The sequence below is a fragment of the Pseudomonas sp. Y3 TE3536 genome, from assembly GCF_053629175.1.
In genome coordinates this window covers 1,372,482-1,384,604 of record NZ_JBRJHU010000001.1, presented here as the reverse complement: position 1 = coordinate 1,384,604, position 12,123 = coordinate 1,372,482, and the positions used below count along the sequence as shown (strand labels likewise).

10 protein-coding genes and 1 tRNA gene are annotated in these 12,123 nt (G+C 62.9%); 7 read left to right on the top strand and 4 right to left on the bottom strand.

Annotated elements, in window-relative coordinates; all coding sequences use genetic code 11:
* The 4 genes from fdhE to AB7M33_RS06265 all read left to right on the top strand — a co-directional run bounded on the left by fdhE (position 1) and on the right by AB7M33_RS06265 (position 4,531).
* Positions 1 to 927, top strand: coding sequence for a formate dehydrogenase accessory protein FdhE (gene fdhE, locus AB7M33_RS06280; protein ID WP_454242593.1), 927 nt, complete (start codon positions 1 to 3; stop codon positions 925 to 927).
* 155 nt (positions 928 to 1,082) lie between these two features.
* Complete coding sequence (gene selA / locus AB7M33_RS06275) at positions 1,083 to 2,510, top strand: L-seryl-tRNA(Sec) selenium transferase (RefSeq protein ID WP_454242592.1); 1,428 nt, start codon at positions 1,083 to 1,085, stop codon at positions 2,508 to 2,510.
* Positions 2,507 to 4,429 carry a selenocysteine-specific translation elongation factor gene (gene selB, locus AB7M33_RS06270; RefSeq protein ID WP_454242591.1) on the top strand — a complete coding sequence of 641 codons (1,923 nt, stop codon included), beginning with the start codon at positions 2,507 to 2,509 and terminating at the stop codon, positions 4,427 to 4,429. The genes selA and selB overlap by 4 nt, the downstream gene beginning before the upstream one ends.
* Before the next feature lie 6 nt (positions 4,430 to 4,435).
* Positions 4,436 to 4,531 (top strand) — tRNA-Sec (locus AB7M33_RS06265).
* A gap of 125 nt (positions 4,532 to 4,656) precedes the next feature.
* Here the strand turns inward: AB7M33_RS06265 and AB7M33_RS06260 are convergent.
* On the bottom strand, positions 4,657 to 5,646 hold the full coding sequence (locus tag AB7M33_RS06260; protein WP_099428205.1) for an asparaginase: 990 nt from the start codon (positions 5,644 to 5,646) through the stop codon (positions 4,657 to 4,659).
* A 72-nt stretch (positions 5,647 to 5,718) separates the two neighbouring features.
* On the bottom strand, positions 5,719 to 7,161 hold the full coding sequence (locus AB7M33_RS06255; protein WP_186682811.1) for an alanine/glycine:cation symporter family protein: 1,443 nt from the start codon (positions 7,159 to 7,161) through the stop codon (positions 5,719 to 5,721).
* A gap of 175 nt (positions 7,162 to 7,336) precedes the next feature.
* Here AB7M33_RS06255 and AB7M33_RS06250 point away from each other — a divergent pair, with 175 nt between their 5' ends.
* Entirely contained in the window at positions 7,337 to 8,146 is an 810-nt protein-coding gene (locus AB7M33_RS06250) for a helix-turn-helix domain-containing protein (RefSeq protein ID WP_027594892.1), read from the top strand.
* A 27-nt stretch (positions 8,147 to 8,173) separates the two neighbouring features.
* On the opposite strand, the gene AB7M33_RS06245 is transcribed toward AB7M33_RS06250, so the two are convergent.
* Together AB7M33_RS06245 and AB7M33_RS06240 are read right to left on the bottom strand one after the other, a co-directional pair.
* Entirely contained in the window at positions 8,174 to 8,992 is an 819-nt protein-coding gene (locus AB7M33_RS06245; protein WP_099428206.1) for a TSUP family transporter, read from the bottom strand.
* Between the two features lie 14 nt (positions 8,993 to 9,006).
* Positions 9,007 to 10,068, bottom strand: a complete 1,062-nt coding sequence (locus tag AB7M33_RS06240) for a hypothetical protein (RefSeq protein WP_454242590.1) — start codon at positions 10,066 to 10,068, stop codon at positions 9,007 to 9,009.
* A 235-nt stretch (positions 10,069 to 10,303) separates the two neighbouring features.
* On the opposite strand from AB7M33_RS06240, the gene AB7M33_RS06235 reads away from it, so the two are divergent.
* Complete coding sequence (locus AB7M33_RS06235; RefSeq protein ID WP_033694227.1) at positions 10,304 to 11,188, top strand: sugar nucleotide-binding protein; 885 nt, start codon at positions 10,304 to 10,306, stop codon at positions 11,186 to 11,188.
* Positions 11,181 to 12,113, top strand: coding sequence for an NAD-dependent epimerase/dehydratase family protein (locus AB7M33_RS06230; protein ID WP_454242589.1), 933 nt, complete (start codon positions 11,181 to 11,183; stop codon positions 12,111 to 12,113). The genes AB7M33_RS06235 and AB7M33_RS06230 overlap by 8 nt, the downstream gene beginning before the upstream one ends.
* The last annotated feature ends 10 nt before the right edge of the window (positions 12,114 to 12,123 follow it).

Below are 12,123 nucleotides of genomic sequence, written 5' to 3'. Positions count from 1 at the left end.
ATGAGTACGATACTCGTACCCGGGCAGATCGAGGCCTCGGCGGTGGCGCCTCCCTTTTTGCACCTGCCACCCAAGGGCTTGTTCGCCCTGCGTGCCGAGCGGCTGGAGCTACTCGCTGAGGGTAATGCCCTTGGCGATTACCTGTGGCTGATCGCGCGGCTGTGCCACATCCAGCAGTGGCTTGTGGATAACCCGCCTGGTGCTTTGCCTGTGGCCGAAGACCGCCAGCGCCTGTGCATAAGTCATGGGCTGCCGCCGCTGGCAGCCGACAGCCTGGTGCGCGAAGGGCCGTGGCTGGTCTGGCTGCAGGCGTTGCTCGATCAGTTCGGTGAAGCGGCCAAAGGGCCGTTGGCCGAAGCGCTGCAGGCACTGCGCAACAGTGACGACGGCCAGCGCAAGGGTTGGGGTATCGCGTTGCTAGCAGGGCAGTTCGATGCCGTGCCGGCCGCGTTTGTGCCGTTTCTGGGCGCGGCGCTGCAAGCCGCCTGGTCCTATTGGCTGCTGGCGCTGCCGGCCTGCGAACTCAAGCCGGCGGGCAGCCTGGCCCAGTGCCCGGCCTGCGGGTCGCCGGCGTTGGCCGGTGTGGTGCGTAACCGTGGCAAGCATAACGGCCTGCGTTACCTGGCCTGCTCGTTGTGTGCCTGCGAGTGGCATGTGGTGCGGGTCAAGTGCGTGTACTGCGAGTCGAGCAAGGACCTGCGCTATACCAGCCTCGAGGATGATCGCCATGCGCCGGGCAAGGCGCCGTTGCAGGCTGAGTGTTGTCCGGGGTGCAACACCTACCTGAAGCAGCATTATCTGGAGAACGATGCCGCTGCCGAGCCGCTGGCCGATGACCTGGCCAGCCTGGCGCTGGATATCCGGCTGGATGAGGAAGGGTTTCATCGCCTGGCGCCAAACCTGCTGCTGGCGCCGGGTGGCGGGTGAATGTCTACACTGCAAGATCGAGTCGCGCCCTTCGCGGGGCAAGCCCGCTCCCACAGGTACTTCGCTGTATTCGGAACCAGCAAGTTCTCTGTGGGAGCGGGCTTGCCCCGCGAAAGGGCCAGAACAGACAACGGATCAGCTGAAGGTAGTACCTGATGTCTTCAAGCCTCGCCAACGACACCCCACGCCTGCCTTCCATCGACACCCTCCTGCGTCACCAGGCCTGCCTCCCGCTGATCGACCGCCACGGCCGCGACGCTGTACTCGCCACCCTGCGCCAACTGCTCGATGACCTGCGCGAGCCCGCCCATCTGGGCCAACTCAGCGCTGCCGAGTTGGCCGCAGAGGTACTGCTCGGCCGCACTGGCGAGCGCCTGGCTACCCAGCAACGCAGCCAGGTCCGCCGAGTGTTCAACCTCACCGGCACCGTATTGCACACTAACCTCGGCCGCGCCCTGTTGCCGGAAGAGGCCATCGACGCCATGCAGACCGCCGCCCGTTACCCGCTCAACCTGGAGTTCGACCTGGCCACCGGCAAGCGCGGCGACCGTGACGACCTGATCGAAGGCCTGATCCGCGAATTGACCGGTGCCGAAGCCGTCACCGTGGTCAACAACAATGCCGCAGCCGTGCTGCTGGCGCTGAACAGCCTGGGGGCGCGCAAGGAGGGCATTATCTCCCGAGGCGAGCTGATCGAGATCGGCGGGGCCTTTCGTATCCCCGACATCATGGCCCGTGCAGGCGTACGGCTGCACGAGATCGGGACCACCAACCGCACCCATGCGCGCGACTACGAGGCCGCCATCGGCCCGCGCACCGGCCTGCTGATGCGCGTGCACTGCAGCAACTACAGCATCCAGGGCTTCACGACCCAGGTGCCTACCGCCGAGCTGGCGCGCATTGCCCATCACCATGAACTGCCGCTGCTCGAAGACCTGGGCAGCGGCAGTTTGCTTGACCTTACCCGCTGGGGCCTGCCCGCCGAACCGACCGTGCGCCAGGCACTGGCAGATGGCGCCGATATCGTCACCTTCAGCGGCGACAAGCTGCTTGGCGGGCCACAAGCCGGGATCATCGTCGGGCGCAAGGACCTGATCGCCAAGATCAAGAAGAACCCCCTCAAACGTGCGCTGCGCGTCGACAAGATCACCCTCGCCGCCCTTGAAGCGGTGCTGGCGCTGTACCGCAACCCGGACCGGCTGGCCGAGCGCCTGCCCAGCCTGCGCCTGCTGACCCGCAGCCAGGCCGAGATCCAGGCCCAGGCCGAGCGCCTGGCGCCCGAACTCAAAGCCCGCCTCGATGGGCAATGGGCGGTCAGTGTGGAACCGGCACTGGGCATGATTGGCAGCGGCAGCCAGCCGGTGGCGCGCCTGCCCAGCGCCGCGTTGTGCCTGCGCCCGCAGGTGTCGAAGAAGCTGCGCGGGCGCAGCCTGCATGTGCTGGAGCGCGCCTTGCGCGAGTTACCGGTGCCGGTGCTGGGGCGTATCGACGACGATGCGCTGTGGCTCGACCTGCGCCAGTTGGACGATGAAGCCCAGTGGCTGGCGCAGCTGCCTGCCCTGCAACTGGGGCCGGTGCAGTGATCGTCGGTACCGCTGGCCATATCGACCACGGCAAGACGGCGCTGCTGCAGGCCTTGACCGGGCAGGCTGGCGACCACCGTCAGGAAGAACGCGAGCGCGGCATGACCATCGACCTCGGCTATCGCTATGCCGCACTGGCCGAAGGTGCGCCACTGACCGGTTTCATCGATGTGCCGGGCCATGAGCGCTTTATCCACAACATGCTGGCAGGGGCGCACGGCATCGACCTGGTGTTGCTGGTGGTGGCTGCGGACGACGGCGTCATGCCGCAAACCCGCGAGCACCTGGCGATCATCGAGTTGCTGGGCATTCCTCAGGCGTTAGTGGCGGTCAGCAAATGCGACCGGGTAGCGCCGGCGCGCCTGGCCGTAGTGCACGCGCAGATCGCCGCGCTGCTGGCGCCGGGGCCGTATGTGGGGGCCTCGCAGTTTGCACTGTCGAGCATCACAGGCGAGGGTGTGGAGGCATTGCGCCAAGCACTGCTGCAGGCGCAAGGGCGGGTGCGGCAGCGCAGTGTGCGCGGCGGTTTTCGCCTGGCCATCGACCGCGCCTTCGCGGTGTCTGGCGCCGGCGTGGTGGTCACCGGCACGGCATTGGCCGGCCAGGTCAGTGCGGGTGACACCCTGTTGTTGGGCAAGGCTGGCAAACCCGTGCGGGTGCGCGGCCTGCATGCCCAGAGCCAGGCCGCGCTGATGGCCGAAGCGGGCCAGCGGGTGGCGCTGAACATCGCTGCCGAACGGTTGGCCGTCGAACAGGTGCACCGGGGTGACTGGCTGGTGCCCGAATGGCTGCACGCACCCAGCGTTCGGATCGATATCGAGCTGACGTTGCTGGCGGGAGAAACCCGCCCGTTCGAGCACTTCAGCGCTGTGCACGTCCACCTCGGCACTCAGGATGTGACCGCCCGCGTGGCGCTGCTCGAAGGTGAGGTACTGCTGGCCGGCCAGCGCATGTTTGCCCAGTTGCTACTCAACGCGCCGCTGCAGGCCGTGCATGGCGACCGGCTGGTGCTGCGCGACCAGCGCGCCCAGCGCACGCTGGGGGGCGGGTGGGTGCTTGACCCGTTTGCGCCCAGTCGGCAGCGTCGCAGCGAGGCGCGGCTGCGCCAGTTGCAGGTGCTGCGTGATGCCGAGGGCCTGGAGCAAGCGTTACCCGCCTTGCTGGATGCCGCGCCCGCAGGGCTCGACCCACAGCGGCTGGAGCGGCAGTTCAACCGCCTGCGTGCGAGCTGGCAGTTGCCCGCGAATGTTCTGGTGATTGCCACGCGCCAGGGGCCGCTGCTATTTGCCCGTGCGACGTGGGGGGTGTTGAAGCAGCAGGTGCTGGAGCAACTGGCACTGTTTCATCAGCAGGAGCCCGACCAGCTCGGCCCGGACCGCGACCGTTTACGGCGCTTTGCTGCCTTGCCGCTGGAGCGTCCGGCGTTTGTCAGCCTGCTGGATGAATTGCTTGATGAGGGGCAGGTTGCCAGCAGCGGCCCGTGGTTGCACCTGCCCGATCACAAGGTGCAATTGAGTGAGGCCGATAACGCGCTATGGGCGCGGTTGGAACCCCGCTTGCTGGAAGGGCAGTACGACCCGCCGTGGGTGCGGACGCTGGCCAGTGAATTGGGCTGCGCCGAAACGGATGTGCGCTTGCTGATGCGCAAGCTGGCCAGGCTGGGCCTGGTGCACCAGGTGGTGCGGGACCTGTTCTACCCGGCAGCGACGGTACAGCGCATGGCTGCGCTGCTGCTTGGCCAGGTGAGTGAAGCGCCGGTAGTGCAGGTGGCTGCGTTTCGCGATATGTTGGGCATTGGTCGCAAGCGCAGTGTGCAGGTTCTTGAGTATTTCGACCGCATCGGTCTGACCCGCCGGGTGGCCGACCAGCGTTACATCCGCGCCGACAGCGCCCTGGCCCAACAGCAGGCCAGGCACTGAGTTCAAGGAAGGCAATCGCGCCCGGTGGCGCGGCCGGGCTTCAAACCCGGTTGGGGACGGCAGCCGTTCCCGGGCAGGTTCGACTCCCGCTGCCTTCCGCCATTAACGTCTCCCTTTAGGGCCTCTTCGCGGGTAAACCCGCTCCCACAGGGGCTTTACAGTTCTTGAGACGTGTGCAGTACCTGTGGGAGCGGGTTTACCCGCGAAGAGGCCCGAAAGCGCGACGCTTAAGCCCGCTCTCCACACAGATCCAGCGCAAACCACTGCTCTGCAGCTTCTGCACCCAACCCAGCCCCCAGCAGCGCAAACAGTTTGCCCAACGCTGCCTCACGGGTCATGCCGCCGCCACTGACCAGGCCAGCGCCACGCAGGCGGTTACCCGCCGCATAGGTATCGAACACCACCGACCCTTCCGGGCATTGGCTGATCGCAACCAGCACAACACCCCGCTGACGCGCCGCTTGCAGTACGTCCAGCAATGCCTGGTCATCCGAGGGCCCTGTGCCGCTGCCGTAGCACTCCAGCAGCAAACCTTGCACGCCGCTGTCGAGCACTGCCCGCAGATGCCCGGCCTGCAAGCCAGGGAACACCGGCATCACCGCCAGGTTGACCGGCTGGCGCGGGTGCTGGTAGCCAAGCTCGGCGGGCAGGGTGGTGGCACGCTCACCGTCGCGATGGCGCGGCAGCGCGGCAAAGGCATCGAAGGCCTCGCTGCGCAGTTTCGAGGCCCGGCAGCCGTGCAGCAACTGCCCGTGGAAGTACAGCTGCACGCCGTCTTCCAGGCCTTGCTCGAACTGGCGCAGCGCGCCGCACAGGTTGTCCCAGGCATCGCTGCCCGGTGCACCGGCCGGCAACATCGAGCCGGTCAACAGCACCGGCACCGGCAAGCCAAGCAGCAGGAACGACAACGCCGCGGCGCTGTGAGCCAGGGTGTCGGTGCCATGCAGGACCAGCACCGCATCATGGCCGGCAACGTCCACCGCCTCGACGATGGCATCGCGCATGGCCAGCCAGTTGTGCTGCTGCATGTTGGCGCTGTCGAGCAGCGGGTTCATTTCCTGCAGTGTCCAGTGCAGTTGGGGTGCATCGGCCATCTGGGCGAAATGCTCGCGCATCCGCGCCTCGAAACCACCCGCTGGCGCCAGGCCTTCTGGGGTTTCGAGCATGCCGATGGTGCCGCCGGTGTAGAGGACGAGAAGATTCTTTACTGCGCGCATGGAGATCATCCGAGGCGGTAAGCGGAGAAAGAAAAGCCGCCCGCAGGTGGGGCGGCTGGGCAGGGCAGGATATCAGCGCTGAAGCTGGGCTTGGCCCACGGCTTTGTCAGCGGCTGTTTCGGCCTGCGTATTGGCAGGCCAGGCATTGCGGTCCAGGTCCAGGTCGGCAAACTTGGCCGAATCGAACACTGGCTGCTTGATGCCAGCCTTGCGCTGATCATCGTAGTCGCGCATCACCCGCAGGCCGACCTTGAACAGCAGGGCCAGGGCGATCAGGTTGACGAAGGCCAGGCAGGTCATGGTGATGTCGGCGAAGGCGAACACGGTCGACAGGTCCTGCATCGAACCCCACACCACCAGCGCCAGCACCAGGCCGCGGAACAGCATCAGCACGGCACGGTTGCGGGTCAGGAACTGCAGGCTGTTTTCGCCCAAGTAGTAGTTGTAGAGGATGCAGGTGAAGACGAACAGCGACAGCGCGACGCTGACGAACAGGCGCCCCCAGTCACCGACCACGGCGGCCAGCGAGTTTTGGGTCAGGACGATGCCGTCACCTTCGAAGCCTGGGGTGTAGAAGCCCGACAGCAGGATCAGCAGCGCGGTGCAGGTACAGATCACGAAGGTGTCGAGGAATACGCTGAACGCCTGGACCACGCCTTGCGCGCCCGGGTGCTTCACGGCCGCCACGGCAGCGACGTTGGGCGCACTGCCCAGGCCCGCTTCGTTGGCGAATACGCCACGCTTCACGCCCATGACGATGGCACTGCCCAGCAGGCCGCCGAACGCGGGGTCGAGGCCGAAGGCGCTCTTGAAGATGGTTTCCAGCATGGCTGGCACGTGCTCGATCTGGGTGCCGATCACGTACAGCGTCACGCCGATGTAGGCCAGCGTCTTGACCGGTACCAACAGGTCAGACACGGCGGCGATGCGCTTGATGCCACCGAGGAAGGTGATGGCCAGCAGCACGGCCAGGACGATACCCGTGTGCTTAGGGTCGAAGGCAAAGGCGTTCTGCAGCGAGTGGGTCACGGTGTACGACTGCAGGCCAATGAAGGCGAAGCCGTAGGTGACCAGCAGCAGGATCGAGAACACGATGGCCATGTTCTTGCGCTTCAGGCCGTGCTGGATGTAGTAGGCCGGGCCACCACGGTACAGGCCGTCACCGTCTGCGCGTTTGTAGACCTGGGCCAGCGTGCATTCGAAGAAGCTGCTGGACATGCCCACCAGCGCGGTGACCCACATCCAGAAGACCGCGCCTGGGCCGCCGAGGGTCACGGCAATGCCAACACCGGCGATGTTACCGGCGCCAACGCGGCCGGCGAGGCTCAGCATCAGGGCCTGGAAGGAGCTCAGCTGGCCTGCCTGGCCACGCAGCGATTCCTTGAACACACCGAACATGTGGGCAAAATGGCGGAACTGGACGAACCGCGAGCGGATGGTGAAGTAACCGCCGAGACCGACGATCAACACGATGAGGAGTTTCCCTGAAAGGAAATCGTTGAGTACTTCGAGCATTAAAATGACCTCGATTCTTATTCTTCGTGTGGAATGACCAGCGGACGGCAGGCGCACCGCTATCGTTGGGGCGCATGTTTGGCTATGACAAGAGTGGTTACAATTTCGCGGGTTGCTCTGACTTGATGCGACTTGATGCTACACTTGCGCCATTCGCGTCACCTGGATTCTGAACATGAGCGATCATTTCGCTACCAACCTCAAACTGGCCTGCAGCCACTACCGCTCTATCTCGGAAGTTTGCCGACAGCTGTCGATCAACCGCGCGCAGTTCAACAAGTACCTCAGCGGCCAGAGCCGTCCGACGGCTTTCAACCTCAAACGCATCGGCGATTTCTTCGGTGTCGAGGATTACGAGCTGAACCAGCCGCCCGAGCAGTTCGCTCGGCTGATCGGCGCCCGTGTGTCGGCGGTGGCTGAACAGCCAAGCGACCCGATCAGCGAGTTGTTCCGCCCCTTGCACGAGCACGCGGGCAACCTGTCGCGCTACTGCGGCTATTACTTCGAGTACTCCAACTGCATGTCGGTACCGGGGTCGATCCTGCTATCGCTGGTGCACCTGCGTGAAGAGCGCGGCCGCTTCCTGTTCGAGCGCCAAGAGCGTCAGGAGCGCAGCAGTGCCACCGACCTGCATGCCGAGGTGCGTTGCCGCTACTTGGGCGCGGCGTTCCAGTTACAGGACCGGATGTTCCTGATCGACTACGAGTCGCTGACCCTTAACGAGATGAGCCAGACCATCCTCATCCCCAGCTTCAAGAGCCGCATCACCCGCCTGAACGGCCTGAAGACCGGCGTTTCCAGCGGCGACCGCCGCAACCCGGCCTGCACCCGTGTGGTGTGGGAGTACCTGGGCGAAGAGATCAACCGCATCAATGCCTATCGCCAGGTCAAGCTGTACCGGCCGGATGACCCGCGTATCGATGACGACGTGCGCGAGCGGTTGAGTGTGGGGCCGTTGAGTAATGGCTTGTTCGAGATCGAGTAACCTCTCGCTCGCTACTTAAAGCAGCATTTAATACACCTGCCCTGGACTGATGAGCTGTATCCAGCATTGCCTGACCCATTCTCCGATTGGGTTGTTATCGCTGAGCAGGAGCTTGGTTGCCATCAGGCAGCACACTGTAATCAGCAAGGGTTTGATCAGGCGTGGCCCGAAGTGCAGCGCGCAGCGCGCGCCTGCTTGTGCACCGATGATGGCGCATGCTGCCATTGTCAGTGCCAAGTGCCAGATGATCGAGTCACTCAGCACGAACACCGATAGTGCTCCCAGGTTGCAGGATGCGTTGAGCAACTTGCTGTTGCATACCGCCTGCAAGATGTTCTGCCCGAGCAATACAGTGAACGCAACCATGAAGAATGAGCCGGTGCCTGGGCCAAAGATCCCATCATAGAAACCGATCAGCGGCACAATCGTTGCCGCGAAGCAGGCTGTCGATACTCTACGTTTGCGTTCTTGCTCGTTGAGCTTGGGGCTGAGTGCGAAGTAGCCAGCGACTGCGATCAACAAGACAGGTACGCATGCTTGCAGAAATGCTCTGTCGAGCAGGCTGATCGATAATGCGCCCGCCGCACCGCCTGCAAATGACAGAATGGCCATTGGCAAGCCAGCTCGCCAATCAATCATGCGCTTGCGTGCAAATGCCCACACTGCAGAAACGCTTGCCGACGACGCTTGCAGTTTGTTGGTGGCCATTGCAGCCAGTGGGTCAATGCCTGCGATGAACAGCGCGGGCAGCGTTAGCATTCCCCCGCCCCCTGCAATGGCATCAAAAAAACCAGCGAGCAATGCGACAACCGCGAGAATTATCAGTGTAGAAACTTCAACTTCCACTCGGTGCCTCCTTTTTAGCCGCGAACGACAAGAGGGTCTTCTTGAAGAATCAAAGGCTGAGCCTCGGGCGAGTATGCAAACAAGCGTACCAATAGGCGCCGGTTATCTTGGATAATTTCACGTGCGTGGAGCGTCTGGCTGTTGTTGATCAGCAGCGCCGAGTCAGAATGTAATGAGAAAAAATGGGGCGTGGCGCTCTCAACAAGTCGCTTGAATGATCGATAGGCACGCTGCGCAGGCTCACAGGCCTCATGATGCAGGGAATAACGATAACTGCTATAACGCAAGGTGAAATCACTCTGCTGATCGAATTGCAGAATAGAATTGGCAGCAGCGGAATAGTTTTCATCTTTTTCAAAACAGTCGCTACGTGTAAAGCAAAATGATTCTGATGTGAGGGCCAGAGCGTCTAGGCTGTTGAGTTTTTCGACGATATTTCGAACGGGCGTGAGGCGTGTCGGCTCGTCCTTTGGATTCCATCTGGCGGTCAGAATCAATGCGCTCGGAGCAGGGGAGTGGGCGGCTTGAGATAAGACCGAGCAGTAGTAGGGCGGCTCAGTATGTAAACCTAAGCCAACACCTGCATGAGAACTCAACTCTGCATCCTGACTTTCATCTTCATCTACTAGGGCAATTTGGCCCCCTCCTTTGAAATTACCCACTAGCCGCACTTGCATCCCGCCATTGTCAATGTCGAAAGCGAATGAGCGGAAGCCAACAAGGCCGAGAAGAATCTGGTTGCGTGAAGCGAGGTACAGAACGATGGGGTCTTTAAGCATTTTGCTCATCGCTGGAAGTGAGTCAGGTATTGGATCAGGTAGTGGAGATTGCATGCAGGAAAACTCGATCGCACAGATTTTCCCGCCTGCGAAAGCGCTGATTAAATTTCGCTGGCCCGTGTGCAGCGTATGTTCCAAGCGCTTTGCGTAGTCTTTGGATACTGCTGCCACACCCTTAGCGTCCGGGCCTCCCAGTGCTGACAGCTTCAGTGATAACTTGCTCAGCAATCGCGCCTGCTTTTTCTGAAAGCGCAAATGCAGGATTTCAGGTAAAGGTTGGTAATAACTTCCTGTCATTGTTTTTTTCCTTGTATGTAGGGATAGTCGGTATGTTTGTTGGGCTGTGGGTTATTGAGCCAGGCTTTTTTCATTTGTGATGCAGGACCAGGCTCATGCGCTGTGTAGGGCATTTCTCATGCAGTGGTAGGAATGGGCTGTGCAAGTTCATCCCAGCCTAGGGTTGGACTTCCCCGCCCGGAAACCGCAAAATGACCCCTTTCCCTCAATCAACCTCTCCGGATCTGCTGACTCTATGCGTATGCGCCTAATGCTGTTGGGTGGTGGCAATGCCCTCGGGCAAGCGCTGATTCGTCTCGGGGCTGAAGAGGACATTGCATTCCTGGCACCGCGCCCGCCGGAGAACGGCTGGGACCCGGCCAGCCTCACTCAGCTGCTCGACGATCACCGCCCCAATGCCTTGGTCAACCTGGCCTATTACTTCGACTGGTTCCAGGCCGAGTCGGTCAGCGAACAACGCCTGGCTCAGCAAGAGCGGGCGGTGGAGCGGCTGGCAGAGTTGTGCCAGCACCACCAGATCACCTTGGTGCAGCCTTCGAGCTACCGGGTTTTCGACGGGTCGCGGGCCACGGCCTACAGCGAGAAAGACGAGCCGGTGCCGCTCGGCCTGCGTGGCCAGGCCCTGTGGCGCATTGAGCAGAGCGTGCGGGCGGCGTGCCCGCAACATGTGCTGCTGCGCTTTGGCTGGCTGCTCGACGAAAGCGTCGACGGTGCACTGGGCCGTTTCCTGACCCGCGCCGAACAACCCCAGGAATTGCTGCTGGCAGATGACCGCCGCGGCAACCCGACGCCGGTCGATGACGCTGCCCGGGTGATCCTGTCGGTGCTCAAGCAGCTCGATTGCAGCGCGCCGCTGTGGGGCACCTACCATTACGCCGGCAACGAAGCGACCACGCCACTGGCGCTGGGGCAGGCGATTTTGACCGAGGCTGGCCAGTACCGTCAGCTGGCGGTGCAGGCGCCCACGCCACAGGCCCATGCCGCGCGGCCGGACGCCAGCGAAGAGCCCCAGCACGCCGTGCTGGCCTGCAAGAAAATCCTTCACACCTTCGGTATCAAGCCCCGCGCCTGGCGCGCCGGCCTGCCGCCCCTACTGGACCGTTTCTACCGCCATGGCTGATGCCCCCATCCTGATCACCGGCGGTGCCGGCTTCATCGGCTCTCACCTGTGCGATGCGCTGTTGGCCAAAGGTTACGCCGTACGCATTCTCGACGACCTGTCCACTGGCAAGCGGGACAACCTGCAGATTACCCACCCACGCCTGGAACTGATCGAAGGCGATGTCGCCGATGCCGGGTTGGTCAGCCGTGCGGCCGCTGGTTGTGCTGCGGTGGTGCACCTGGCGGCCGTGGCGTCGGTGCAGGCTTCGGTCGAGGATCCGGTGAAGACTCACCAGAGCAATTTCATCGGCACCCTGAATGTCTGCGAAGCCATGCGCCTGCACGGCGTGCGTCGGGTGCTGTTCGCCTCCAGTGCTGCGGTGTATGGCAACAACGGCGAAGGCGAGTCGATTGCTGAAGAAACACCGAAAGCGCCGTTGACCCCTTACGCTGTGGATAAGCTGGCCAGCGAGCAGTACCTGGATTTCTACCGCCGCCAGCATGGTCTGGAGCCGGTGGTGTTCCGCTTCTTCAATATCTTCGGCCCGCGCCAGGACCCTTCCTCGCCGTATTCGGGCGTGATCAGCATCTTCAGCGAGCGTGCCACCGAAGGGCTGCCGATCACGGTGTTCGGGGATGGTGAGCAGACCCGGGATTTCCTTTATGTAGGGGACCTGGTGCAGGTGATGATCCAGGCGCTGGAGCAGCAGCAGGTCGAGGAGGGCGCGGTGAACATCGGCCTGAACCAGGCGACTTCGCTCAACCAGCTGTTGACGGCCCTGGAAAAGGTAATCGGCAGCTTGCCAGCGATCAGCTATGGCCCAGCCCGCTCGGGCGACATTCGCCATTCGCGGGCGGATAACCAGCGCTTGCTGACGCGCTTCGATTTCCCGGCGCCAACGCCATTGGTCGAAGGCTTGTCCCGCTTGCTCGGCAAGGCCTGACCGCAGGCTC

What these genes read in the sequence shown, in the direction of transcription:
- AB7M33_RS06230 (WP_454242589.1), top strand. Translation starts at nt 11,181, where the DNA reads ATGGCTGATGCCCCCATCCTGATCACCGGCGGTGCCGGCTTCATCGGC.
- AB7M33_RS06235 (WP_033694227.1), top strand. Translation starts at nt 10,304, where the DNA reads ATGCGTATGCGCCTAATGCTGTTGGGTGGTGGCAATGCCCTCGGGCAA.
- AB7M33_RS06240 (WP_454242590.1), bottom strand. Translation starts at nt 10,068, where the DNA reads ATGACAGGAAGTTATTACCAACCTTTACCTGAAATCCTGCATTTGCGC.
- AB7M33_RS06255 (WP_186682811.1), bottom strand. Translation starts at nt 7,161, where the DNA reads ATGCTCGAAGTACTCAACGATTTCCTTTCAGGGAAACTCCTCATCGTG.
- AB7M33_RS06250 (WP_027594892.1), top strand. Translation starts at nt 7,337, where the DNA reads ATGAGCGATCATTTCGCTACCAACCTCAAACTGGCCTGCAGCCACTAC.
- AB7M33_RS06260 (WP_099428205.1), bottom strand. Translation starts at nt 5,646, where the DNA reads ATGCGCGCAGTAAAGAATCTTCTCGTCCTCTACACCGGCGGCACCATC.
- selA (WP_454242592.1), top strand. Translation starts at nt 1,083, where the DNA reads ATGTCTTCAAGCCTCGCCAACGACACCCCACGCCTGCCTTCCATCGAC.
- fdhE (WP_454242593.1), top strand. Translation starts at nt 1, where the DNA reads ATGAGTACGATACTCGTACCCGGGCAGATCGAGGCCTCGGCGGTGGCG.